General features: G+C 43.8%; 17 protein-coding genes. 14 read left to right on the top strand and 3 right to left on the bottom strand.

Going from position 1 to position 26188, the window contains the following annotated elements; translation table 11 throughout:
- A partial coding sequence (locus tag ABDW33_RS01875) for a hypothetical protein (RefSeq protein WP_343688372.1) occupies positions 1–362 on the top strand: 362 nt, incomplete at its 5' end.
- Positions 359–586, top strand: coding sequence for a hypothetical protein (locus ABDW33_RS01870; protein ID WP_343688371.1), 228 nt, complete (start codon positions 359–361; stop codon positions 584–586). The genes ABDW33_RS01875 and ABDW33_RS01870, both read left to right, overlap by 4 nt.
- A gap of 556 nt (positions 587–1142) precedes the next feature.
- On the opposite strand, the gene ABDW33_RS01865 is transcribed toward ABDW33_RS01870, so the two are convergent.
- The gene (locus ABDW33_RS01865) at positions 1143–2192 is read right to left on the bottom strand and encodes a hypothetical protein (RefSeq protein ID WP_343688370.1); all 1050 of its coding nucleotides are present in this window, start codon (positions 2190–2192) and stop codon (positions 1143–1145) included.
- Positions 2193–2957: 765 nt separating this feature from the next.
- On the opposite strand from ABDW33_RS01865, the gene ABDW33_RS01860 reads away from it, so the two are divergent.
- From ABDW33_RS01860 to ABDW33_RS01825, 8 genes are all read left to right on the top strand, one after another.
- A complete protein-coding gene (locus ABDW33_RS01860) occupies positions 2958–3680 on the top strand; it encodes a hypothetical protein (protein WP_343688369.1) in 723 nt (240 codons plus the stop codon).
- Between the two features lie 306 nt (positions 3681–3986).
- Positions 3987–4688: a tail fiber protein gene (locus tag ABDW33_RS01855; RefSeq protein ID WP_343688368.1), complete on the top strand. Its 702-nt coding sequence runs from the start codon at positions 3987–3989 to the stop codon at positions 4686–4688.
- Positions 4689–4717: 29 nt separating this feature from the next.
- Positions 4718–5440 (top strand): hypothetical protein, encoded by a 723-nt coding sequence (locus ABDW33_RS01850; protein ID WP_343688367.1) that lies wholly within the window; start codon positions 4718–4720, stop codon positions 5438–5440.
- A gap of 25 nt (positions 5441–5465) precedes the next feature.
- Positions 5466–8648: a DUF6603 domain-containing protein gene (locus tag ABDW33_RS01845; RefSeq protein ID WP_343688366.1), complete on the top strand. Its 3183-nt coding sequence runs from the start codon at positions 5466–5468 to the stop codon at positions 8646–8648.
- A gap of 6 nt (positions 8649–8654) precedes the next feature.
- The gene (locus ABDW33_RS01840; protein ID WP_343688365.1) at positions 8655–10925 is read left to right on the top strand and encodes a hypothetical protein; all 2271 of its coding nucleotides are present in this window, start codon (positions 8655–8657) and stop codon (positions 10923–10925) included.
- Positions 10922–14512, top strand: a complete 3591-nt coding sequence (locus tag ABDW33_RS01835) for a hypothetical protein (protein ID WP_343688364.1) — start codon at positions 10922–10924, stop codon at positions 14510–14512. Before ABDW33_RS01840 ends, ABDW33_RS01835 begins: the two co-directional genes overlap by 4 nt.
- A 20-nt stretch (positions 14513–14532) precedes the next feature.
- Entirely contained in the window at positions 14533–16377 is a 1845-nt protein-coding gene (locus ABDW33_RS01830; protein WP_343688363.1) for a kelch repeat-containing protein, read from the top strand.
- A gap of 54 nt (positions 16378–16431) precedes the next feature.
- Positions 16432–18459: a PQQ-binding-like beta-propeller repeat protein gene (locus ABDW33_RS01825; RefSeq protein ID WP_343688362.1), complete on the top strand. Its 2028-nt coding sequence runs from the start codon at positions 16432–16434 to the stop codon at positions 18457–18459.
- Between the two features lie 205 nt (positions 18460–18664).
- On the opposite strand, the gene ABDW33_RS01820 is transcribed toward ABDW33_RS01825, so the two are convergent.
- Together ABDW33_RS01820 and ABDW33_RS01815 are read right to left on the bottom strand one after the other, a co-directional pair.
- On the bottom strand, positions 18665–19372 hold the full coding sequence (locus ABDW33_RS01820) for a LytTR family DNA-binding domain-containing protein (protein ID WP_343688361.1): 708 nt from the start codon (positions 19370–19372) through the stop codon (positions 18665–18667).
- 11 nt (positions 19373–19383) lie between these two features.
- Entirely contained in the window at positions 19384–20409 is a 1026-nt protein-coding gene (locus tag ABDW33_RS01815; protein ID WP_343688360.1) for a histidine kinase, read from the bottom strand.
- A 186-nt stretch (positions 20410–20595) separates the two neighbouring features.
- Between ABDW33_RS01815 and ABDW33_RS01810 the strand changes: the two genes are divergently transcribed.
- The 4 genes from ABDW33_RS01810 to ABDW33_RS01795 all read left to right on the top strand — a co-directional run bounded on the left by ABDW33_RS01810 (position 20596) and on the right by ABDW33_RS01795 (position 26180).
- Positions 20596–23013, top strand: coding sequence for a TonB-dependent receptor (locus ABDW33_RS01810; protein WP_343688359.1), 2418 nt, complete (start codon positions 20596–20598; stop codon positions 23011–23013).
- Positions 23014–23266: 253 nt separating this feature from the next.
- A complete protein-coding gene (locus tag ABDW33_RS01805) occupies positions 23267–24448 on the top strand; it encodes a glycosyltransferase family 87 protein (protein ID WP_343688358.1) in 1182 nt (393 codons plus the stop codon).
- On the top strand, positions 24445–25392 hold the full coding sequence (locus ABDW33_RS01800) for a glycosyltransferase family 2 protein (protein ID WP_343688357.1): 948 nt from the start codon (positions 24445–24447) through the stop codon (positions 25390–25392). The genes ABDW33_RS01805 and ABDW33_RS01800 overlap by 4 nt, the downstream gene beginning before the upstream one ends.
- A complete protein-coding gene (locus ABDW33_RS01795; protein WP_343688356.1) occupies positions 25389–26180 on the top strand; it encodes a polysaccharide deacetylase family protein in 792 nt (263 codons plus the stop codon). The genes ABDW33_RS01800 and ABDW33_RS01795 overlap by 4 nt, the downstream gene beginning before the upstream one ends.
- Positions 26181–26188: the final 8 nt, after the last annotated feature.

Below are 26188 nucleotides of genomic sequence, written 5' to 3'. Positions count from 1 at the left end.
GACACAGGAACGAAGTTGGTGACCACAGAATGACACACAAAATTTGTGGTACTTCTCTAGCAATTCCGCACCCGAAATTCTCTGAAGAACATCCTCTCATCATCGTACCTTCAGGATTTACAGCTATCTGCAATGATTATAGTAAATGCCTGGATTATGATTTCTGTATTGGCAGTTTTATCCCGGAAAATCTGCCAGGACTGACAAGAATTCCCATAAAAATTTCTTTCCTCCCCTTTTTCACTCTTATTCTCTTTTTTGTTGTTGCATCCTCGCTAATGACTGGAACACCGCTGCATCCCTTTGGCACGGCATATACATTGAGCAATGTTCCCTATACCCCAAAAGCCACAACCATATGAATATCATAAAACGCACAAATAGCAAAGGGGATAAAATCACTCTCTATTATGACTATGGTCGCAAAGCTGGCCAATCACCTTCAACGGGAATCTTTATTTATTCAAAACCTAAAACCCAGGCTGAAAAAAACCATAATAAACAAGCTTTAGATTTACTGGAAGTAAAGAAAAGCCAAAATATCATCGAACAGCAGTCAATAGGTACCGCCTATATTACCACATAAGTTTAAGGGGAATTTCCTGGAATACTATGCGGAATATGTAGATAAAAATAAGACTGATGGTAACAGGGCTCTATAGAACAGCTTTAAACAATTCAAGGAATTTGTAGGGTGTAGTTTCGCCAGTTGACATTACGCAAAACTTATGCAAAGAGTTTAGGAAATTCGTTTTAACCAAATTTAAGGGGGAAACTTCCCAGGGATATGATGCAAGCTCTAAGTGGGTGCTGAACACAGCAAAACCCACAACTATCATGTAAAATCTTTTTCCAGATAGCTACCCTATTCAATAAGTCATTGATACACCTGTTGTCGGGTGCACGCGGCGTTTCGTTTTTCCAGGAAGGTCCGTTACTTCCCTTCTTCCGGACACGCTCAAAATGGCGAAACGCCGTAGGTAATACCTACGGCGTTTTTTGCTAGTACTGCCTGTTTCAATCCGAGCAGTCTATTTTGATATTTTCAAAGAGAACGTTATGGCTGCCTGCAAAGAGTTTAGCTATACGAAAATATCAATGGCAAGATCCCATTCAGACACGAAATCCATGGAAATGAATATTCAACATCCACCTTTGCTGGGTACGGCATAAATCACGCTACCTGAAACAAATAAATTGAAGACTTTATCATCTACAGAAGGAAGCAATAATTTCCATGTTTTCCCCTTGTCCGATGACCTGAATATGCCGTCACGATGAGCACAAAAGAAGTTTTCACCCACCTGGATAATTGAAGTCATGAAAGCCTGCACACGATGGCGATCATTCCAGGTCCGCCTTATAGAATCAATCAAAGCTTTGTTCCCGGGGCCAGCCTCAATGGGCTGCCAGGTGATACCGCCGTCGTAGGATGTAATTAGCCCCCTCGTACCAGGCGCTGAACTGGAAGTGATAGCAGCGAATCCGCCTTTGATCTTTTTTACATCGAATGCCACATTACTGCCACTGCTTACCACCGACCAGTTTTCGCCGTTATCGGTAGATCTTATTATCCCTCCCCTACTGATCGCCACCAGTACGCCATTCGACTCCGCTAAATTCCCTACCAGCTCTCCGGTATGGACATGTCTCCAGGTTTCTCCATTGTTATCAGTTTTAAAAAAGCCTCTGTCGGTGCCGATAAAAATTGTACCTCCGGCAGTCTCAAAAGCACTGCGTACCCGTGGCTCCTGAAAATTTACGAATATGGGCGACCATATACTCGTTCCATTTGCTTTTTTTAAATTTACCCCCCAGTAATTGAAGGCTGATATCCCGGGCTTACCGGGGGCAATGCTAGCATGTTCGTCAGGAGAAATCTCCCTGGCCCAAATAGGAGCTGTGGCATTTGGTACATTGTGATAGACGCCGTTTCCTACCCTTAAAAACAGCCCTTTATCATTTGCAAAGAAGCTATTTCCTTTAATACTATCTTTTCGCAATTTTTCGGGTAACCCTTCACTGATGTTCTGCCAGGTTTGTCCGCCATCTATAGATTTAAAAACGAGCTTTGCAGTTCCATCTTTGAGATTATCCGGAATAAGGAATGCCAGTGAAATTTCAGGTGCCAGATTACAGGAAAAGAGAAATTGAAAAAAGAGCAGGAAAGTAAGATTATAGATGATCTTCATGACCGGAAATGATTTGGTGAAACAATGGAGCAAAGCTATCAGGCGTTAACGATATAGAGGCTTTTTAGTAGTAAAAGGTTGTAAATGACGCGTAAAAGGTTTGTAAAACCAACTAAAACCGGGGGTATAATGGTGTAATTTGTACGCATGAAGCCATGTATTCTATTTGGATCTTCTATCATAATAATTTTTATCTTAATTTCTAGTAAACACACCATGTCTGATATAATATCACCACAATTAATAGCTAAATACCGAAATAACAACTGTTATTAAAAACCTCAATCCCCCAATGCTTCAGTCGGAATAAAAGCGCGGTCCTCCCATTAGAAAAACTCACATGGGTATTAATACCCATTTAAATACATTCACTACATACATAAAATTTTGTAGTGAATATTCTTTTCATTTACCTTTGTACTCAACTTTTAATCCCGTTAAATAAAAATCTGGTTACCCTCAATGTAAAACCACAACACAATCAGTATTCAACAGTTTATGTTATATCACAATGCTTATCCAGCGTAGCTCCCTTCTCTAATGGATTATTAGCAGATATGCATTTGAAAAGCATAACCAAACTTTTTTAATTTATTTTAATCCCAAACCCGATGAAGATTTATATTCATCATGGCATTGTTATGTACAGGCACCCCAAATGACGATTTAAAATACTTTCTGTCAGTGTGTATGTCGAGTAGCGGTGGATCCCCTTCAAAAAGCCAGTAATACCAATAATTCCATTTAACCTTAAATCACAATAGCATGAAAATTACAGAAATTAAAAACCTCACTACAAACATCGCCCCCCTCACAGACGCCACAGAACTGGCCAAATTTGAAAACGCCAGCGCCTACGCTGAAAAAATCACAGCACAAAATATTACATCCAACACATGGAAAGATTTTGCGACCCCTACCGACAATATACAGGTAACATGGTCTGAGGGTGCCACAGTTGTTACCCGTGCTGTAGGCGGTACCTTCTCCCTCAGTGGCAACTCTGTTTCCATCAGTGGCCTCGCTAATGCTTCCAGATATAGTGTAGGTATTAACGGGCAGCTCACCATCGGACCCGCAGGTGACGACGCTGCCGCCGCTATCCTCAATATCAGAGCGGGAAACATCGTCAGCAAACAAAACCCAAAAGGCGACTGGATCATCGATTTCAGTGACAAAACAGATGACGCTACCGGCAGCGAAATAAACCTTAAAGTCCTGATCGACTGGATCAAAAGAAATACCGGCGATACCACTACCGTCCAGCTACCCGCCATCAAAGACGAAAATGGAACCGATAAAAATCCAGAAGATTTTATCATCCTCTTCAAAAATTTCTACTATAACATCACACAAAATACATTCGACTTCTGGGTAACTTCCAAAGAGGGACAAACTATCAGGTTTGGCAACTTCACTATCAAAAAGGTAGGCTTCAGGGTTACCAATACAAGCACTACTTCACTCGAAACACCCACTCAAAGCTAGAATAAGAAATATGCTGGAAGATTGAAAATTACGCAACTAACATTGAGGTCGCCGGGAAAGTTCCTTACAACGAAAAACATGCAACACGTATTGAGAGGGAAAGACGCTGTTGTGCTGCAGCTATCCGTAAAAATTTCAAAAAATTTAAATACCACAACTTAAAAACATATCACCTCAACTTTTATCAACTCCTCTATATCCTGTTGCGATCAGGCATGCATCCCTGCTCCTATGCAGACGCTGTTCTCCTATAACTGCAACAAAAAAATAGTGGACCTGTTATTTAACATTAAATCCCCAATAGCAATGAAACAATTTCTATTCATGACTGCATTCTTATGCACCACAATAATCGGTAAACTCAGCGCGCAAAACGACGCCATCAAAGTACTCTCCAATGGTAACGTAGGCATCGGCACTGAAACACCTGCTGAAAATCTGGAGGTACAGGGAAACATTAAAACAAACGGCCGCCTCCTCGATAAAACAGGCATTGTGATGCCTGTAGGTACCGTCCTGCCTTTTGCAGGGACTACCCCTCCCCCCGGCTGGCTGCTCTGCAATGGATCGTCCTATTCTATCTCAGGCGACCAAAAAGATCTTTATGCCACTATAGGATTTAGATATGGATCCGATGGTGCTGACAAATTTAAAGTCCCTGATCTCAGTGGTACTTTTATTCAGGGTGCAGGACCTGAAAGTCTTGGTACAAGAGGAGAACCTGACCAACACAGTCACACAGTTACCATGCCAGACAGAACATTTTATACCAGCAACGCAGGAAACCACTCCCATAGATTCCCCGATACCTGGTACTATAGAAAGATGGACAGCGGTAAGTATACCTCTATCGACACCAATGGTGACGATGTCAAGAATCAATCCACGCAGGAATCCGGATTGCATAACCATTCTGTATTTATCAGTAACTACTCCACGTACTCTAATGCCAGTACCGACAGAAACAGGCCCAAATGGATAACACTTAACTATATCATCAAATACTAATACTCCATTCAACCTCTAATTATAATAACATGAAAATTACAGAAATTAAAAACCTCACTACAAACATCGCCCCCCTTAATGACACCACAGAACTGGCCAAATTTGAAAACGCCAGCGCCTTCGCTGAAAAAATCACAGCACAAAATATCACACCCAACACATGGAAAGATTTTGCGACCCCTACCGACAATATACAGGTAACATGGTCTGAGGGTGCCACCGTTGTTACCCGTGCTGTAGGCGGTACCCTCTCCCTCAGTGGCAACTCCGTTTCCATCAGTGGCCTCGCTAATGCCTCCAGGTATAGTGTAGGTATTAACGGGCAGCTCACCATCGGACCCGAAGGTGATGACGCTGCCGCTGCTATCCTCAATATCAGAGCGGGAAACATTGTAAGCAAACAAAACCCCAAAGGCGACTGGATCATCGATTTCAGTGACAAAACAGATGACGCTACCGGCAGCGAAATAAACCTTAAAGTCCTGATCGACTGGATCAAAAGAAATACCGGCGATACCACTGCCGTTCAGCTACCCGCCATCAAAGACGAAAATGGAACTGATAAAAATCCAGAAGATTTTATCATCCTCTTCAAAAACTTCTACTATAACATCACGCAAAAAACATTCGACTTCTGGGTAACTTCCAAAGAAGGACAAACTATCAGGTTTGGCAACTTCACTATCAAAAAGGTAGGCTTCAGGGTTACCAATACAAGCACCGCTTCACTCGAAACATCCACCCAAAGCTAATACCGGGATAACTATAGTAAGAATTATGGCAGCATCACCCTACCTTTTGCTGGATTTGTCAGGTTCAACCCGCATTGGAGATTCCGATGCGGGTGAGTTTGACATTTCTTTAGGACTCCGGCTAAATGGAACTGAAGAAAAGGTATATGCTTCTCTGAAATCCACCGACCAGCATGGCATCGCTTTCCCTGCTCTGCTCAATGCCCTGGCCCCTCTTCATCATACAGAGATCCCTCCTTTTCTTGCGAAATTACCCGCCATACAGGCACTATCAATTACCTATGGTACCGATAATCATTCCAGTGAGTTCACTGTCACGTTCGACACACGGCTGAACATTAATGGTAAGGATATTGATACGACCCTGCAAGCTGAATATAAAAAAACGGATAATGCAGACAGCTACTTCACCTTTGGCGGTACTCTCCGCATTGGCAATCATCGCTTCCTTCTCAGCTACCTTAAAGCAGATACCACATGGTATATGTATGCTGCCTACTTACACGATGGTACCACTACTATAAATTTTAAAGACATTGCCGGCAGCGTGTTCGGCAACCGGGATGCTATACCCGATGCCGCTCTTACCCTCAGCGATTTTAAAGCCTTCCTGCTCTACAGGCAAGCTGATAACGGTGGTACGTCTCTACTGGCAGGTCTGGGTGCTGGTCTGCACCTTAATCTCAATGACCTTCCCCTTGCAGGCAATTTGTTCGCCCGCGATGAGGCTTTCGCTTTTAAGGAAGTACTGGCATTATACGCAAATGGTGCTTTTAGTCAATCAGAACTCCAGCGCTATTCCGGCCTGCCTGACATCAATGTCACTCCTGGCTTCAATATCTCTACTCTATTGCTCATTAACGGACGTGAAGACTATTATGTGTTGAACGACGGTCCGGATAAAACCTATCTTCCACCTGCTAATGGAGATGAGCCTGCCAACAATACTGCTGTTGTCACCTCTCTTCCTGGTGAAACAACTTCCAAAGCAAAATGGACCAGCGTTGACAAAAAAATAGGCCCTGTCACCATCCAAAGACTTGGCTTTCTTTACGCTGATGGAAAAGTGATGCTGCTGCTGGACGCCTCAATCATGACTGCGGGCTTCGGCATGCAATTGGCAGGCCTTGGACTGAGCTTTAAACTGGAATGGAAATTTCCTCCTGCCCTTCCTGCATTCTATATCGATGGAATAGGAATTTCCTACACCAAAGATCCCATACGCATCAGCGGCATGTTCCTCAGGGCTACCCCTATTCCGGAAGAAGAAGAATATTCTTACTATGGAGCTGCTCAACTTTCTTTGGCAACATTCAGTGTGAGCGGCGTGGGTGCCTATAGCAAACTGATACACCCGCAACCCAATGGCGCCGTTTCACTGTTCATCTATGCCATGTACACCGGGGCCATCGGTGGACCCGCTTTCTTCTTTGTTACAGGCATAGCGGCCGGCTTTGGTTACAACCGACGTGTAAAAACACCTGCCATCCAGGAGGTAAACACCTTCCCGCTTGTCGCCATGGCACTCAATCCCAATCCTGCCAAGACGTTGAATGTTATACTGGGGGAATTGGTCAGCAATCAATGGATACCCGCATCTCCGGGCGACTACTGGCTGGCTGTAGGTATAAAATTCACTTCGTTCAAACTAATTGAATCTTTCGTACTCCTGATCGCACAATTCGGTACAAGAACCGAGTTTGCCATTGTTGGCCTGTCCATTCTCGCATGGCCATCTAAAGATAAAGCGATCGCTTACGTTGAACTGGCCGTAAGGTGTAGTTTTGGACCTGATAGCGACGTCATCGCCGTAGAAGCTATGCTGACGTCCAATTCTTTTGTACTGGACAAAAACTGTAAACTTACCGGTGGCTTTGCCTTCTATGCGTGGGTAAAAGGAGCCCATGCCGGGGACTTTGTAATCACCCTTGGAGGTTATCATCCCAAATTTAACAAGCCATCCCATTACCCTGACGTGGACAGACTGGGGCTCAACTGGAAAGTCTCTACTCAGCTGCAAATAAAAGGAGGTCTCTATTATGCTTTGACCCCCAGCGCTATTATGGCAGGTGGCAGACTCGAAGTAACTTTCAGTCTCAGTTTCCTCACCGCCAGTGTCGCGCTCTGGGCTGATATGATCATCGCCTGGGCACCCTTTCAATATGCCCTCGATATGGGTATCAGGGTGAAAATAGATGCCAACATCGACATGGGCCTGTTTACTGTACACTTTAAACTGGAAATGGGCGCTGAATTGCACATATGGGGACCACCATTTGCCGGTGAAGCGTTTGTGGACTGGAGCATCTTCTCATTCACCATTCCTTTTGGCAGCGCCACAAAAGTAGAACCTGCAAAACTCAGCTGGCCGGAATTTAAACAGCAATTTATTCCTACCAATACCAACAAAAAAATCACACCGGAAATCATTATCAATAAAGGCATCATTAATGAATATACTGTCGGGAATGTCAGGTACCTGCTGGTGAATCCACATCAGTTAACCATCAACATTGATGTACCCCTGCCGGTGACCACTGTGCACACGCCTGATGCCACCGGCACGCTCACAGAAATAGCAGCCACCACCAACATGCAGACTGATAACGGCGTACTTCAGTATGCAGATCGTAACCTTACACTCGGTATACGGCCCATGCATGAAAGCAGTCTCGCAGCCACCCTGCTTGTAAAAGTCATGATGAATGGCAAGCCACTCACCGGTGACTTCGCACCCGATTATTCCGCTTACGCTGCAGGCGTGCCCGGCTCACTATGGAGCAACCACCAGGGAAGCAGTAATAACAACATACCAGACGATGTCATCGTGCTGAAAAATGCACTGAAAGGTGTGGTCATTACCCCGAAAGAAGCGCCGGAACCACCTGATCCACCCGGATTTGACCTCGATGGAAAGTTCAGAAAGGTGGAAAGATCATTGTCGTGGACCTATGTAGCTGCACTGACAGGCCCGGACAATACCGCTTATAGCTCCCCCATAAAAACTATCATCACTGATAAAATACTGGATCCTGCTATTACAGCCAAACGACAGACAATCATTGCCGCGGCCCTCCTGGTACAGGAAATACCCGCATCGGCTGCTACCACAGGCAACATGCAGGAATGGATCGACGGCTTCACCGCTGATCCCGTAATCGTACAGGCAGGTGGTCTGCCCCAATATAAAATTGAAACCGGAAAATAACGGACAATGGCAACTGCACAAAAAGTATTACAAAACCCGGAACCACTGGCATTTATTCACGAATCCCTGCCACAACTGGTGGCAGGTGAATACACAATTAATGCTGACCTTTCAGTAAATGTAGCCAATGCCGGTAACGATGATTTTGAAACTGCTACCAAAAAAGTATGGGTAAGTGCTCCCCGCTTTATACTCGAAGAGGCAAACATTTATACCGTGTACCCTCCCAAAGACATAACAGGCCATTTTGAGACCTCTCTGCCGCAAATCGTCTTCAACCGGCGTACGTTACCCTGGGAGCGCACGATAGATGGTCAACTGCATACTGATACCGTCTTTAAGTTCAATGACCCGGTACGGCATGCTCCCTGGATGGCATTATTGCTTTTCGGAGAAGATGAGATGAAAGGACAGGGAATACCCGGCAACGCAATTATACCTGGTAAAAAAACATTAAAAAATGAAGCAACGGATGTATTCGTTCCTGAAATATCTGTTGACATCATGAACGGTCAAAACCCTAAACTGGCTCCATGGGAAAACATCGACACGCCATATGATACCATTGATGTTCCATTACCCCTCTTCAAACAAATAGCTCCTACCAGCGAAGATCTTCCCTTTCTGGCTCATGTCAGGAAAGTAACCGTAGATGAAAGCAAGGAAAGTGCAGGCATAGACGATAATGGGTACTTCGCCACCCTTATCGGCAACAGGCTTCCTGTAAAACCGGTTGACCAATCCCCCCCTGGCAGGAACAACGTTTTTCTGGTATCACTGGAAGGCTATCACAATTATTTCACGGTAAACAACTACATCGAAAGTAAAGGCAAGACCAAAGTCCGTCTTGTAGTATTGCACTCCTGGAGCTTTACGGTTGCCGCCGGAAAAAATTTCCTGGAATTGTGTGAAGGTCTACATGTAAGTCCCTTTAAAATGAATTACCCTGATTCCATTGATGGTGATCTAAAAAAAATCTATGACTACGGATATACACTGCTGCCGCATATTACACGCAATGGCACCAGTACTTATTCTTTGTACCGCGGCCCGTTCAATCCCAATTTCCTGCCCGCAGATCCTAAGACGAAAATCTATAAAACAGCTGACGAAGCCCTCCGATTTGATCACCTCACCGGTTTATCCGATATCTCTTACGCTGCTGCATGGCAGCTTGGACGCCTGCTCGCACTAAAAGACAAAACATTTAATACCGCGCTTTACCAATGGAAGCTGCAGGGGAAAAGGAAGATCGTCAAAACAGCCGCGACACAGCAGATTACAAATCTTCTACCCAGCACATTTCTCAATGAGCATCCTTTAACAGACTCCGTGGAAGACACTATGAAGAACTTTCTTGCAACCAGGTATAACACAGCGAACCTGTTTAATGAAACGCCTGTTCCCTTTTCCAGCGATCCCAATGCCATCCGGCAACAACTCAATGCCCTCGCCGTTAGCGGGTCCGGCATGCCCGAAATTCCTGCGACCATCACCGACTGGCTGGGTAAGCTCTTCCTGCTTGAAGGCGTTCCCCTCAACTACCTCATACCACATGAAAATTACCTGGTCGGCCGGCAGGATGGCACAATTACCAGGGAAGCAGCAGGCACATTCTACTTAGACTACGACTGGATAGAAGCGCTCATAGGAGGTGCATTGAGTATCGTATCCTCACAGGATTCCACAGCTTTGCTGAATATGCTGAAGGACGGCAGGTTCCTCCCACAAAATATTGTAATCAATAAAGCCAATGCCACCTTCATTCCAAAATCAGAAGGCGAAGCTGTTCCATTACCAGCAACTATCAACGGTCATATTACCGGTTTTTTACTACGCTCCCAACTGGTATCCGGATGGAAAGGCATTAAGATTTTTTCAAAAGATGAAACCGGCAACTGGATGATACATCCACTAAAGATAGAACGCATCTCAGACGATATACAACTATGTATGTTCGCGGGCAAAGTACAGCAGCTCATATTCATCCAGCCACCAGAAGGCATTCACTTTAGTATAGATCTCAACAATGGTAATTACCAGAAAAGTCTCCGCGACGAAGCTGGCAATGTAGGACAAACCAGCATTGAAATCCCGACCAACAATGGACGGTTAAACCTGAAAAATATGGCTGTCAGCATCACCGAAAAGGGTATACCCGTCCGCACCTCTGCCGATCTCGCCTTTCAGTTGCTGGATAGCCCGGTCATCTATCATCTCAACATTATTGATAACTGGAGTCCCTCATCTTCTGCGATTAAAACCAATCTGCCATGAGTGAAAAAATATTAGTACCCATAAAAATTGAAGCACTGATTGTAGATAAAGTCACTGCAAAGGATACTGCCTACAACTGGAAGAACTTCTATATTGATTATGACGGTCTATTTACCCGGCTCGGGCCTTACCTTGAACCCGGTGATCTCAGGAACCTCAACCAGGGAGGTTTTTGTGAAAAAGGCATTCACCTGCATTGGGCACTGCCCGCAGCCCTCACAAATGGTATCGGGAAAGATGGTCAGACCCTCTTCCCTACTGTTCCAAACAGGTGGCTGGTAATCAGAACACACCTTGTAAATAACCTCCCCGTCACCAAAAAATGGATCGTAGAAAGCGACTATATCGGCGACTTCATATCTGATAAAAGTACCTGGGCCATACAAAACCCGGATGGCAGCTTTTCTACTTCACATAATATTGGTAAGGTAACGGTGCTTGAAAACTGGACGGTAGAACAACCTCGCAGCACCCCTGCCCTTACAGCCATGGCCCCCGGGAATGCTGGTTTTGCGGCTATCTATCAGTATTGCAGAAATGTATTTGGCCTATGGGACGACCTTTCAGGGATAGACACTACTGCCACCACATTTTCCTATCATGTAACAGGGTGGTATTCAGATCCTGCCATAGAACCACTCATAAACAGTGATGCACTCATCATCAATAACATCAAAAGCAAATGGCAGGTATCCGGCCAGGATACAGCATTCCCCACTTCAATTATGTGTCGTGGATTCATACATAGTGTGAGCTGGGATCCTGCGAGGTCTTATACTTTACCTGTCAGAAATACTGCCGTCAATACAGGAGTTGGACTGACGGCTGTCGAAGGCAAATCTGCACAGTTAGCCAGGCAAACGGGAGCTGCAGAAAAACTGCTTACCGGCTACTTTTACGATATCCTGAAGGACACGGTAGATGCCACAACAATGAATGAGCAGATAGAAAGCCATACATTCACTGCCTATGACGGCGGCACCCTTTGGGAAATCAAACAAGTGGAAAAAGATACCAATGAACAACAAAAAAATGCTAACCCGATCTTTCCGGATGCCAATACCAATCCTGGTCTTTCTGAGGTATATAAAGCCATCAACAAAGAACAACAGGCTTGCGACAGGCTACTGCAGGAGAAAAAATCCCTGATGTTGGAATTCAGGGCCCTCACCGATAAAATGATCATTGCAGAAGCAGACGCTAATCAGCCTCTTCTCGCAGCGTTGAGTAGCAGCCGCAGTGCACTGAAAAATGATATAGATGCTATCACGCCCTTAATTGCACAACACCAGGCGGCCGTAATTGCCCTCCAATCAATTATTAACCAGCTTCCTGCCTTCCTCAGCACAGCTGATACTCCTGCACAGTTCGAATTGATACAAAAGAAAATGCCCCGCTACTGGCAGCCGAATGATCCCTCTTTATTATTCTCCGGCCCGGGCATCACAGCATCTTCCAAATATAAAAATCCAGGCAAAGGAGCGAAACTGCAATGCCGCAGAGTTACCGAAATTATAGCAGGTATGATACTGAATGATGCTGGTGCGGGTGAGCGCACTATTACTCATGGACCAATCAGTCTCGCACTAAAAGAATTTGGCTCCCTCAAAAACAATATTACTCTTATCTGCCAGCTATATTACGAAGCCATCCTCTTTGATCCCGCATGGACCAATGTATGGGCCCAGCAATATTACAAGGATACCTCCGGTAACACGGCCAATATCCTGGCACTCGCTACCTATCTTAAAAACATACTGCAATTTACAGCCGGCACACCGGCAGATAAATTGAAGGCCGTTGTACTGACGGGCAATTCCATTATCCGACCTGACGGCTGGAGCCTTGATACAATTTCCGAATTGGTTGCCAAACGAGGCATCCAGCGCTGGCAACATCCGTGGACACCGCTGTACCTGATCTGGTATACCAGATTCATCCCCTCCTATTCCATCGCGAACAGCCAGTGGCGGTTCAGACAGGAAGACTGGCAGTGGGAAAATAAACAGTACCAATACAAGGGTGCTGCTCCGGATGCTACTAAAGCCATTGAATATGCAGGAAAGGTATTGCTCACAGATATGGTGACAAACCTCATACAACAAAGACTGCCGGAAAATATAACAGCAGGCGCTCACCTGTCACAGGCACTGGGTGCATTTGCAGATGCGCTGCTGATGCGCCGCCATAGCATTCATATCCCCCTGCTCACTCCACCCACTGATCCTGATTGGCTGTTATTACCGGATCATAGCCTGGATAATTATATCACGAGGGATGCTTACTTCTTTCCGGGAGTAACAGATAAATCGGGCGGAGTTCCCAACTTCTTTCCCCTCATGGCAGGACACCTGCAATTTACAAGGCTGTATATCACCGATGCTTTCGGACAAGTTCAAAAAGTGATCGACACCGATAGTAAGGGAAATGTTATTAAAACGGGCAACCTCCACTTTGCCGGGAACCTGGACCTTTTAAAAAACGGCATCCATATCACACTTTCGCCCCGTATCATACAACCTGCCCGGCTGTTGTTCAGATATTGCAAAGCCGTACAGGGTCAACCTGAAGAAAGCACCAATGATCCATCCACTAACCCGGTCTGCGGTTGGATCATACCCGATTCACTGGACCAGTCATTGGATATATTTACAACCGAAGGAACGAAATGCGGTGCTTTACAAATGATGACCATCAACGGCGGCATACAATTGCAATGGAAAAATCCGCCAGGGGCTCCTCAGCACCTGGCCCCGGCACAAGCTATCAGTAACAGCTTCCTGCTAAACTTCGTGAACGGACTACTCAACCACCAGAATGCTGCCGGTCAGCCTGCCGGAGGTGCTGCCCTCCAGGACATGTTTGAACTCTGCAATAGCAAGGCACTGTTCCTATCCACATCCGGAGGACAACAATCTCCTGGCATAGCCGGATTAATGGGGCAACCAGTTGCCCTTGTAAGAGCTTCCCTTAAACTGGAACTAATGGGGTTACCTGCACAACCCCAGCACAATGAACATATTATTACAGCAGCATCCAAAACACGACCTCCAGGCCTCACAGATCTTAGCTTTCCAGTTGCCTTAGGCGATTCCCGTAATAACAAAGATGGACTTATCGGCTATTTTACCGACAGTGGAAAAGGTTTCGGTGAAATGCATATCCCATATGGCACCACTATTCCCAATAGTAATTATTTCACAGGCAGCGATATTACACTTACCATAAATACCAATGATCAACCAACCGGGATCACCATGTTAATGGACCCCAGGGGAGGCGTACAGGCAAGCACCGGCATATTGCCGACCAAGTTCATTGACCTGCCTGCGATGTACACAGAAGGATTAAAACATCTGGAACTGGATATGCTCATATCTCCATTACTGGGTGACCCTGCAACTCCTTTTATTCCACTCGGTGCAGAACCCGAACGACAATGGGTTTTAAAACAACAAACTGCCGGTGGATTATGGCAAAGAACAAACATCGATAATCAATCCCAGTTACAAGCCGGCGACATCAACAGACAGATAATCCAGGAAGGTTTTATGACATTATTGCCAATCACAAACAATATTCAATAATACTATTACACTCCAACACGATGGACAAATTCAGTCTCATAACAATTGAAAATACTATTTCAGACACCGATGCAAATGTAAGTTTTGCAATCATATGCGATAACCCCAACAACGTCGCGCCTATAAAACGTATCGAAGTTGATTTGCAAAGCCTGCAAGATGTTGTACAATGGAGCGGTGTACTCGCTGCTATTACCAGCCCCCTCCTTTCGACATTAGATAGCCAGATTGATGATGCCACAGGATTAATAAGATTTACTTTCTCGTCGAACATCACCTTTAAAAACTGTAATAACCGCATCGAGTTCTGCATCAACAATTTGCTGCCCAGAGAAGGACTGATTTTCCCGGAATCTGCTGAAATCAGGTTCAGGTTGCGAACTATTACTTCAGTAATAGGTACATATCCGGACGATTACCTCTTTAATACGATATATGTGGCATCAAAAAAGCCCATCATTAAAAGCTGTAAGATCAATCCTTCCATCACCCGTGAGGCCACCGATGTAACCCTTACTTACCAGACTATAAATGCGAGTACATGTGAGGTCAAAGACCAACTTGGCCAAACAATAAACATCCAGACAAATATCAACAAGGACGTCCCTTTTTCATTTTCATTCAAAAAACACCTGGGTAGTGCAGGAACATCTCCTGCCCCACCTTTCTACCTGCATGCCCGTGAGGGAGTGAATGAAGCCGTAGAAAATACAGTCGCCAATGTGATAGTAACGCAATCGCCGCAATGGTTTGTTATGGACAACTTCAGCAGATCAGTAGAAACACTGGTAGATGGGAATGTTGTTTACGTACTCGAGCAGTTTCAAATACTCGATCTGGTATTAAATGAATATGATGACATGATGTGGGCTATCATGCAAAAAAGAAAAGAAATTCCGGACGAACCAGATGCGCCCCCCTGTATCTGGAAATCAAGTGATGGCATAAGCTGGTTGCCACACAGTATTTACCTGAATGAAAACAATGTAGTAATCCGTTCAGACCTCACTATTCCGCCCGAATTAGTACACTGTCCCTGTATACATTTCGGACAGGATGAGCTATACTTTATAGGTGGAAGTAAAGTAGACATCAATGTATGCAAAAACACCATTACAGTCATAGATCTCAAAAACGGAGGAATCCGTACTATCGAAGCCCCTTCGGAAATGACATCCCGCTGTATGCACGCATGTCTGGTATATCCGGATGTACAGGGTAACGATAACATCTGGGTGATTGGTGGTGCAGACAAAAATGGTAACGGACTGAATGATGTGTGGCGATATAATGGCAATAGCTGGATAGCAGTACCTACCGGCAATGTAGGTTTCCCTAAACGTTGCAGGTTCGCGGCAACTGTGCAAACCGATATCAATGGCAATAAAAGTATCTGGATAGGCGGAGGTGCCGCCCGATATAATGGTAGCACACTCAACGACCTTTGGGTAAATAAAGGTCCAGGATGGATAAAAGTCCGGAATAGCGACGGCTCCGCTGACCTGACTTACAGTGAAGAGTGGATGGCAGGTGTCTCCATATGTTATTTACAAACAAACAAAAACAGCATAAAAGATACCAATACCCTTAGCTACCGGTATATTATTTCAAGTGACATCAGTGGCACAGAGAAAAAATTAACCTGCAGGTGGATACTACCAGTTGATACCGGCAACAACTATTATAAATGGAATGTGATAGAAGGTATCCTTAAGCCGGAGTTTCCCTCAATATTTGAGAGTCTGCGCAGCTTCAGCACCACCACGATCGGATTTAATGGCTGTATATGGACAGTTATTCTAGCTTATATCTCGAAAGGAAATATAAGTATATCCAGTCTTTACTATTCCTGTCCGGTGCCATAACAGCTATGGCAATACATTACATCCTATTATTCCCTGCATTTAAAACTGATTTCAATGAAAATACAAAATTCAACGTCCCGGTACATCTTACAATGCTGCAGGTTGATCTTATTCATCCTCCTGCAATGGACTACGTTAAACTGTGTAGCACAGCAAAACCAATACAATGATATAAGAAACATAGTCCTTCTTCCAGGTGGTACTACTACCCAGCGCCCGGGAGATGCCACTGTTAATGCGGATACCAAAGCTTTTTGCAGTGACGATCGTTACTTCTACATTTCGTCTTCAGTTACCGGAAGAAGAGTAAACCACGATTACACCGCCTATTTATGGTTCAACCTGGCAAGCATTCCAACAGAAGCCATCATTGATAGTGTTGACCTTATCATTTATCCTGGCAAGGTTAAAAACACCTCCTCCATTTCCGAACAGGGTGTTAATTTGTACGAACTGCATGCAGCATTAGATAACCAGGTGATCAATATTGAGGATTCTACCAGCGTAGCGCTCACGCAGGTTTCCCCCGCAGATATCAACAAAGCAGTACATCTGCGGCCAGATATAAAAAATGGCAGCACCTGGGTCAGGGTAGAGCAGATGGGTATCTACATATGCCTGCTGGCTGCAGAAGAAGCAGAAACCTATGCCTACTACACAGAGCGTTCCAATGAGCTGTTTAAACAGCCTAAATTGGTGATTTCCTATCACATGCCCTTCAGCCAGGTCCGGAGGAAAAGCTGGCCGCAATACAAATGTGATGCACAACATACCGCCATGTTAGGCTGGCAAACAAACAGTGCTGTTACAGGTTTTAAGTTAAAAGATGTTTTCAGTCCGCAGGGAAGTAATTATATCAAATCAGACCCGATACTGATGGATGATAAGCTGGTAATAGCTTACCAGGCATCAGCGCCACCTATGTATAGGATCAGAACATTCACCCAAGGAGGCCTTTTATTATCAGATAATACTACCGATACCGTTGGACTGATAAAATATGGCCCCGTAACCGACAGAAGCAATCTTATCTACAGTCTGACCGGCAACACGGGTAACACCCTTAAGATATTAAGACCCAACCAGGCACCGGCTCTTTTTACAAAACAACTCGAAAATAATGCCCAGGCAACCGCTGTTCCCGTGATCGGTTTTGATGGAAGTATCTACGTCTCAACTGACAAAGGAATTTATGCCTATTCTCCACAACCTGAATGCAGGCTAAAGTGGACCTATGCCTTGTCCGATAATAAGTTCGGCACAGTAGCGCTGAATGAATCCGAGCAAACGATCTTTGCCTATGACGGAGCCAATGGTAAAATTGTAGCATTGAATTCGATCGATGGTATGAAAAAGTGGGACAGCAACGTGGAAAGCAAATTCACAACTGACATTCCGGTTCCTTCTATAAGAAACCGAAGGCTATGTGTCACCAATAACCTTAGAAATGGAACATCGTTCTATATCCTGGATACGGATAATGGGAATATCATCAGGAACATAAAATCAGCAGCTCCGAATAATCTTATTTCTCAACCGGTGATAGGTACTGACAAAGTGTATATTATTAATAACGGCCGGCTGGAAGCATATGCATTGGCTGATGGGGCGCAGCAACCTTCGCCAGGTATTACAGGTCTGAACCCCTCCTGCACCATGGTGATGGACGGTAATGAGAATATTTACCTGTTAAATACGGAGCAGGGAAAGCAATCCCTCACAATGATTACACCTGGCGCTACCAGCTTTCCTTCATTATCGATTAGTGACGCCAGTGGTTACCTCACCGGTAACCGGTTGATTTTAGCGCCTGATGGTAGTTTGTTTGCAGGTAATGACAATCATCTTTACTCCTTTTTGCCAACAGGGTTCACCGTCAAAGATGATATCACTATTCCATTTAATGATGACAGTAATTTTAGCAGTGAGTATCTATACAGGTCAGAAGGATTTATAAAAATAGCCGGAAAGGAAATTATTGATAACCAGAATGTGGTGATACATGGGGGAAAAGGTATCGGATTCAAAACCGGGTTTAGCATAAAAAAAGGAGCTACATTGAGCTGCAGGGCCGGTTTTTAGTAGGCGCCGGCAACCATTCGAACCCAAAATGATTACATAATGCGATCAGGCAGTCATGTTCGAAAGAGATTAGATGATGAACATGACTGCTGTAGGTCTATACAGAAGAATAACAATTGATCCCGGGATTACCAATGCCTTGCTTGTAACGTTGGGCAGTATGTATATACAGCTGTTTGGAGATACACGGTGTACACCCGCAACCTCACATTTTAAAATAGTCCAACACCTTCCTCCGAAACGTATTCCCAATAGGAATCTCCGTGCCATCATCCAAAATAATAGCACTCCCCGTCACCTTATAGATACGGTTAAGTGCTATAATATAAGACTTATGAATACGCATAAACTGTTCAGGAGCCAGCTTACCCTCAATCTCAGTTGTTGTAACGGCACTCAGGAACATACCTTTGTCGGTATATACTCTAATATAATTACCCCAGCTCTGGATATGGCTGATCTCTGCAAACTTTACTTTTATCACATCACTTTCTACCTTCAGATACAGATAATCACTCACAACTGGTACCGTTGCCGTGGTGTAATCATGATGTAATATAGGTCTCTTCCTATTCCATACCTTGTCTACTGCTGCCAGGAAATTGCTGAATTCAAAAGGCTTCACCAAATAGTCAACCACTTCATATTTATACCCCTGCAGCGCGAACTCTGAATATGCAGTCGTTAACACCACCAGCGGTGGGTTTGACATGGCTTCCAGCATATCCAATCCGCTCAGGCCCGGCATATTGATATCAAGAAAAACAAGATCGACCTTGTTTTGATAAAGATAGTCCATCGCATCCATCGCATTATAAAATGCTTTACAAAGCTCCAGGTGCCTGGTTTCTCTAAAATAATGTTCAAGCACCAGGTGTGCTCCCTCTTCATCGTCTACTATAATACAGCGCATTTTGTCCATGGCTAATCGTTCAATTCTAATATTAAAGTTGTCTGGTACCCCTCCTGCCCTTCCTTCGCAGAATACTGATATTTGCCTGGATACATCAGGTCCAGCCGCTGCCTGAAATTCTCCAATCCTATTCCTGTTGAATTCTTCCTGATTACCTGATCAGGATTCGAATTATTGATATGGATCCTGAATATATTTGACTTCAATAGGATATCTATATGAACGTACCAGCGATCCCTGGTAGCTGTACTATGCTTAAATGCATTCTCTATCAATACGATTAACAGCAACGGTGCAATTTGTGGGGGCGACGGCAACAATTCCTCTGCTAAATAGGTAAATTTGATATCGCATCTTTTCCCTATCCGCTCTCTTTCCAGATCAATATAATTCCCGATAAAAGTCAGTTCTTCGTTAAGTGCAATTCTCTCCCGGCTCCCTTTCTCTAACTGGTAACGCATTAGTCCTGAAATTTTGACAATCATCGACGGGGTTCGTTCTGGTTCGGTAAGACTAACGCCGTACAGGTTATTGAGCATGTTGAAAAAGAAATGTGGATTCAGCTGTGAGCGTAGGAATAGCATATTCATTTCGTTGATCAGCAGGGCGTCCCGGCTTCTTTTTTGTAATGCCTGTAAATATTCGCGGAACAGGAAAAGCGACATGATGGCAATAGTACTGATCAATACCACTGCAAAGTGATAAATAATAGCTTCGAAAAGCGTTATTTCGTGGTAAAAGTCCGGCGCAAGCCAGTAGTAATCTATAAGATATAAAACGAACGTACTGATGGCAACGGAAACAATGGCTAATAAGCCATAAATTAAAAACCTGTTTTTTGCAAAGAACGGGAAAATGAAAAAACGGTGAAACTGTGCATGACCATAGACCAGCATGAAGAACGCCAGCCCTTCGAACAGATCTTTAAGTGTATCAATCCTTATCCACTCATGAAGCATGGTCAATATAAACATGATCAGGAAAACGGCAGTTTCCTGGACGTATACATATTGAAACCATTTTTTTCTTACCCTCATGGATTGGTTGTAATTAGCGCAAAGTTCTGGCATTTGGTTAGATAGCCAAAAATAAATGACCAAATATTTTCGTCATCCAGTCAGCCAGGTTTGTCATTTATTTTTCCTGAAATGGATATGAAAAGGCTTCTTTGCAGCAGATTTAAAGTACTGTAGCTTATGTCCGGGAAAACGGGAGTTTTTCGCTTGGTCTCATTACTCTTTTGCGTTAACAGCTGGACCAATTTATTTAGCCACCACATTTATACCGGTTTCAAAGGAGTAATTAGCGGAATTATCCTTGATCAGGAAGAGGCTCAACCACTTCCCGGAGCTACCGTTATGCTCCTTACTGCCGATAATGTCATTATCCGGACTTTCACTACAGGAACTGATGGACGCTTTTCTTTTGACTCACCTGTTGCGGGGACTTATAAGATCAGCATTAGCTATATTGGCTATGTAGGTTATACCTCCCGGCTAATACAGGTGGCGGACCAGCATACTGACCTGGGAACAATCCTGCTCCGGAAAGATAGTAAAATGCTGCAGGGTGTAACCATTACCCACAATAAGAAAGCCCCCCTGATCCAAAGCAAAAGTGATCGGATCATCTACAACGCGGGCGCTGATATCAGCAACAAAGCAGGAACAGCCAGCGATGTAATGCGAAAGGTCCCCCTACTGACCGTAGAACCAGACGGTCAACTCAAAATGCGGGGAAACTCCAATTTCAAAGTATTATTAAATGGTATACCCTCTCCGGTAATGGCTAAAAACCTGAAGGAAGCCCTTAAGATGATCCCGGCAAGTAGTATAGCATCCATAGAAGTCATTACCAATCCCTCGGCAAAGTACGAAGCAGAAGGCGCTGCCGGTATAATCAACGTGATCACAAAGAAGAAAATGAGCGGGAATAATGGTAGTATAGATCTTTCCGCCGGTAACCTCGAACAGACTGGCAACCTCGCCCTGAACATAATAAGGAACAAGTTAACTTATGAACTGTTGTTAAATGCCAGCTATAAAAAAGAATATCAAAAATCAACTATGGAAAGGAATTCCCTTTCTTCCGGCCCCCATACAGGAACTTTACTCCAGGAACGCGATACCAGGCAAAGGGATAATGGCGGTTACGCTGGTTTTACCACCACCTACACAATAGATTCACTGCAAAAGATAGGAACTTCTATATCTTACTGGACGGGAAAGTGGCCGGAAAAGGACAATTTATACAACCGTTACCAGACCAGTAGCCAAACCTCAGAATATAAACAATATAGTAATAAGTACGGCAAGTATAACTTTTTCGATCTCTCGTTAAATTATCAGAAAAAATTCAGGAAACCTGGCCAGGAGCTACAAGTTACAGGCATGTGGAGTCGCTCAAGGGATCTTTCAGAATATATTACCGATCAGTTTACTATGAACGGTACACCGGTGTTCAGGGAACAAAGTCCCAATTCAGGGACGAGTAAAGACTGGAATCTTCAGGCCGATTATATACATCCTCTCAATAAGTCGGGTAAGCATGTTGCCGAAATAGGTGTACGGTACACCAGAAGTAGCAATAAGAACGACTATAGCGTATACAATAGCCATCTTCCTGTAGATCCGGCAAGGTCGAACGGGATGAACTACTTCCAGGATATCTACGCCTTTTATATAAGTACCAATATCCGACCAGACAGTGGTAATTGGGCTATTCGCCCAGGTCTTCGCTTTGAGTATACTAAGCTCGGTGCCAGTTATAATGCGACAAATCCCCCGTTTGGCGTCTCTTTTAGCAACTGGGTTCCCAGCTTGCTGATAAGCAGGTATCTGAATGATAACCAGGAAATTAAAATAAACTATACAGAACGAATTCGCCGGCCATGGATCTGGGACCTGAATCCTTATGTGGATGCCAGTGATCCCATGAACAAAACTGCAGGAAACCCTGGCCTTAAACCGGAGCTGAACAGGATGCTGGAACTAGGACATTCATATGATGAAAACAACGGCTTTTCACTGAATAGCGCAATATATTATAATACCAATAGTAATGCGATCGAACAAATCACCACACTGGATACTTCGGGTGTTTCATTCACCACATCCCAAAATATTGCCGCCAACAAACGACTCGGGGCCAACATGAACGCTTCATTCACGCCGGCACCGGGCTGGTCCCTTAATGCAGGAGGAGAGGTATTCTACCTGAAATTCGACGCCCCCTCTATGCAGCTACAAAGCAAAGGAACGTTCTATAATCTCCATCTGAACACCACCTATGGCTTACCAGAAAATTTCAGCATCCTGGTAGCAGGCGAGTATAGCAATGGCTTCATCACTTTACAGGGTACAAATGCCGCAAACTACTCCTATCGCCTGGCAGTCAGAAAAGAGCTATTCGACAAAAAAGCAAGCCTTACCCTCGCCACAAACAATCCTTTTCAAAGGCATTTCCTGCAAAAAAGTACCGCAACCTCTCCAACTTTTGAAAGCAATACTTCCGGCAGGTTTTATAACCGATCGGTCACGCTATCGTTTAGCTGGCAATTTGGTGGTTTCAAAGAGCGGAATGACAACGGGACAAGTTCCTTCGATGAAGACAATGCCGGACCTGCCAGGAGAAAAAGATAGTGTCAGACAGGGCCTGAGCTATTCCCTGACCTGTAGCAAGTTGGAGGGGATGTTTATTATCAGTGAATTTAAAATTACTGCTTTCAATCATTGGCAAAACATATCAAATCATTTAAACGTTTATTATTCATACAGACTTTTCTACGTTTCAGAAAATGAAATTGACGCTTCATTCAGATTAGTAAATTATGTGAAAAAATTGTTCGGAAATTAGACTAAAAAAGTCCATACCGATAAGAAAATAGCCTATATTATGTCAATACTTAGCATCAAAATTCCTTTAACTTCTAAACTGAAGATTCCAATACACATTTTCCTTTGGTTTCTTCTTCCCGCTATAGCGGTACTACTTGAATTATCGCGGCATTCAATCAACAACTACCTTATCTTCAAGTATGTATTTGTAAATACCTGGGAACAAAAGAACCTGTATACCGCATATCCGGAATTTTACAATGACACGAATCATTATGGTCCGTTATTCAGTGTGATCATTGCACCATTTGCAATACTACCCGACTGGCTGGGTGTGATATTATGGTCAATGGTAAATGCTGCCTTTCTATTCTTTGCACTAGAGCGGCTAAAACTTCCGGAAAAGGCTTTTAAGACAATTCTGCTCGTTGGAGCGATTGAACTGATGTCATCTACTCACCATGTTCAGTTTAATCCAATGGTAGCATCCTGGCTAATCTTCTCCTACATATTTGTGGAGGAAGAAAAAGATATCTGGGCGACACTCTTTATTGCGGCAGGTTTTTTATGCAAGCTGTATGGAATAGCAGGGCTAACTTTCTTCCTGTTCAGCAAGCATAAGCTGAAGTTTATCGGCTGGTTTGCGATATGGTTAGCCGTACTATTCTGCCTGCCGATGCTGTTCTCTTCACCTGCTTTTATTGTGCAAAGTTATATCGATTGGATACATAGCCTTCAGCTGAAGGATAGCCAAAATGCGATACAATCTGTCACATTTGGCCAACAGGATATTTCTGTAATTGGTATAATCAGGCGCGTCTCACAGAACAGCCATATTTCCGATGGCATGGTACTAGTGCCTGCTATGATATTATATTGTATACCACTCTTTAAAGTATCAGCATTTAAAAATCCTGAATTTCAGATCAGGTACCTTGCATTGGCATTAATCTCAATTGTTATTTTCAGCTCTTCGGCAGAATCAGTTACCTATATCATTGCCATATCCGGTGTGCTGATATGGTTTACAATTCAGGATCCGGTTAAGAACTGGATGATCATCCTCCTGATATTTGTATTTATAGTAAGTATCATATCGCCTACCGACCTATGTCCTCGTCCATTAAAAAGTGTAATACGTGCCTATGCATTAAAAGCACTACCCTGCTTTATTGTATGGTTAAGGCTATTATATGAAGTACAATTTAATAAATATTCCACTCAAACAACTGCTTCATGAAATCGAAATACGTTACGGTTGTAATCCCGGTTTACAATGAAAGAGATAATATAATCGTATTAAAAGACGCGATCCATCAGGTATTTTCACAACTCAACTACCAGTATTACATTTTATTTGTTGATGATGGTAGTTCAGACGGAACGTCTAATATATTGTACACGATTTCCTGCTTAGATGAATGCGTAGGGTTTATCTCCCTGTCTAGAAACTTTGGCCACCAGGCAGCGCTAAAGGCAGGATTAGACATGGCCTCAGGCGACTGTGTCATTTCTATGGACGGAGATATGCAGCACCCTCCCTCCCTGTTGCCATCACTCCTTGAACAATGGGAAAATGGATATGATGTTGTTAATACTATTCGCCAGGACAACAGCAGCAATCATTCCTTTAAAAAAACCAGCTCCAGGCTTTTTTACAAAGTAATCAATAGTATCAGTGATTTTGAGATAAAAGCCGGAAGTGCCGATTTCAGGTTGATGAGCAGAAAAGTAGTAGATATTATTTGCAGTCTGAATGAAAATGATCCGTTCTTCAGAGGCCTGGTCAACTGGGTCGGCTTCTCACAAACCTATGTTGTATATACCGCGCAGGAACGCTTTTCCGGGAGCTCTAAGTACAGCATAAAAAAAATGTTTCAGTTAGCGGTAAGAGGAATCACATCTTTTAGCGTAAGACCGTTATATATAGCAATATATCCGGGGATGCTTATTTCCATACTATCACTGCTGTATATACCGTATGCTTTATACAGCTATTTAACGGGTACAGCGCAACCAGGCTGGACATCACTGATAGTCACTGTAGCTTTTTTCTCGGGCCTTCAGTTAATGTTACTAGGCATCATCGGATTATATTTAGGGAAGGTGATCAGTGAAAGCAAAAGCAGACCGGTATACATCATCAAAGAATCAAATCTTATCAAAAAAACAGCGGTCAGATGATCCAAAAATCCCGTTCTATTCTACTATCTTTTGACGTGGAGGAATTTGATATGCCCCTCGAATATGGACATCACATATCCTTACAAGAGCAACTTACGGAAGGCTTCAAAGGATTACAGGCAGTGATGCAAATGATCGGTCAGACTGGTATCCGGGCCACTTTCTTCACAACTGCCAACTTTGCCTGTCATTACCCGAATCTGATCAAATCGCTTGCTGCGGATCATGAAATAGCTTCACATACCTATTTTCACAGTGAATTCAAATTATCACATCTCGTTGAAAGTAGGTTAGTGCTTGAAAAACTGATCGACAAGCCAGTGTTAGGTTTGCGGATGCCCAGGATGATGCCTGTGAAAATGGAAGATGTAAAAGCTGCCGGTTATATCTACGATTCGTCCATCAATCCCACCTGGATTCCGGGAAGGTATAATAATCTGCATTTACCCAGAAATGTATACATCGATAATGATATACTACGAGTGCCTGCAAGCGTCTCTCCTCATTTTCGCATACCGCTATTCTGGCTGGCTTTTAAAAATATGCCCTATGGGGTTTTTAAATATCTTGTTAAACAAACCTTAGTCCGTGACGGTCATGTGTGTCTGTACCTCCATCCCTGGGAGTTCACTGATATCGACAAATATCAGATTCCTGGCTATGCCAAAAGGTGGAGTGGGGAATTGCTATGCGAACGTCTTATTCGCCTGATTGAAGACCTATCAGATGAAGGTGAGTTTATTACGATGTATGACTTTCTTAAGCACAATTTTATCCAGCCTGACTGATGCAACCA

Origin of the sequence: Chitinophaga sp. (assembly GCF_039596155.1) — a bacterium.
Taxonomy (GTDB): domain Bacteria; phylum Bacteroidota; class Bacteroidia; order Chitinophagales; family Chitinophagaceae; genus Chitinophaga.
This window is presented reverse-complemented; position numbering and strand designations above follow the sequence as displayed.

Excerpts from the sequence above, each read along its gene's own strand:
- ABDW33_RS01815 (WP_343688360.1), bottom strand. The coding sequence starts at position 20,409 with ATGAGGGTAAGAAAAAAATGGTTTCAATATGTATACGTCCAGGAAACT.
- ABDW33_RS01795 (WP_343688356.1), top strand. The coding sequence starts at position 25,389 with ATGATCCAAAAATCCCGTTCTATTCTACTATCTTTTGACGTGGAGGAA.
- ABDW33_RS01860 (WP_343688369.1), top strand. The coding sequence starts at position 2,958 with ATGAAAATTACAGAAATTAAAAACCTCACTACAAACATCGCCCCCCTC.
- ABDW33_RS01850 (WP_343688367.1), top strand. The coding sequence starts at position 4,718 with ATGAAAATTACAGAAATTAAAAACCTCACTACAAACATCGCCCCCCTT.
- ABDW33_RS01830 (WP_343688363.1), top strand. The coding sequence starts at position 14,533 with ATGGACAAATTCAGTCTCATAACAATTGAAAATACTATTTCAGACACC.
- ABDW33_RS01825 (WP_343688362.1), top strand. The coding sequence starts at position 16,432 with ATGAAAATACAAAATTCAACGTCCCGGTACATCTTACAATGCTGCAGG.
- ABDW33_RS01835 (WP_343688364.1), top strand. The coding sequence starts at position 10,922 with ATGAGTGAAAAAATATTAGTACCCATAAAAATTGAAGCACTGATTGTA.
- ABDW33_RS01845 (WP_343688366.1), top strand. The coding sequence starts at position 5,466 with ATGGCAGCATCACCCTACCTTTTGCTGGATTTGTCAGGTTCAACCCGC.
- ABDW33_RS01805 (WP_343688358.1), top strand. The coding sequence starts at position 23,267 with ATGTCAATACTTAGCATCAAAATTCCTTTAACTTCTAAACTGAAGATT.
- ABDW33_RS01840 (WP_343688365.1), top strand. The coding sequence starts at position 8,655 with ATGGCAACTGCACAAAAAGTATTACAAAACCCGGAACCACTGGCATTT.
- ABDW33_RS01820 (WP_343688361.1), bottom strand. The coding sequence starts at position 19,372 with ATGCGCTGTATTATAGTAGACGATGAAGAGGGAGCACACCTGGTGCTT.
- ABDW33_RS01870 (WP_343688371.1), top strand. The coding sequence starts at position 359 with ATGAATATCATAAAACGCACAAATAGCAAAGGGGATAAAATCACTCTC.
- ABDW33_RS01865 (WP_343688370.1), bottom strand. The coding sequence starts at position 2,192 with ATGAAGATCATCTATAATCTTACTTTCCTGCTCTTTTTTCAATTTCTC.
- ABDW33_RS01855 (WP_343688368.1), top strand. The coding sequence starts at position 3,987 with ATGAAACAATTTCTATTCATGACTGCATTCTTATGCACCACAATAATC.
- ABDW33_RS01800 (WP_343688357.1), top strand. The coding sequence starts at position 24,445 with ATGAAATCGAAATACGTTACGGTTGTAATCCCGGTTTACAATGAAAGA.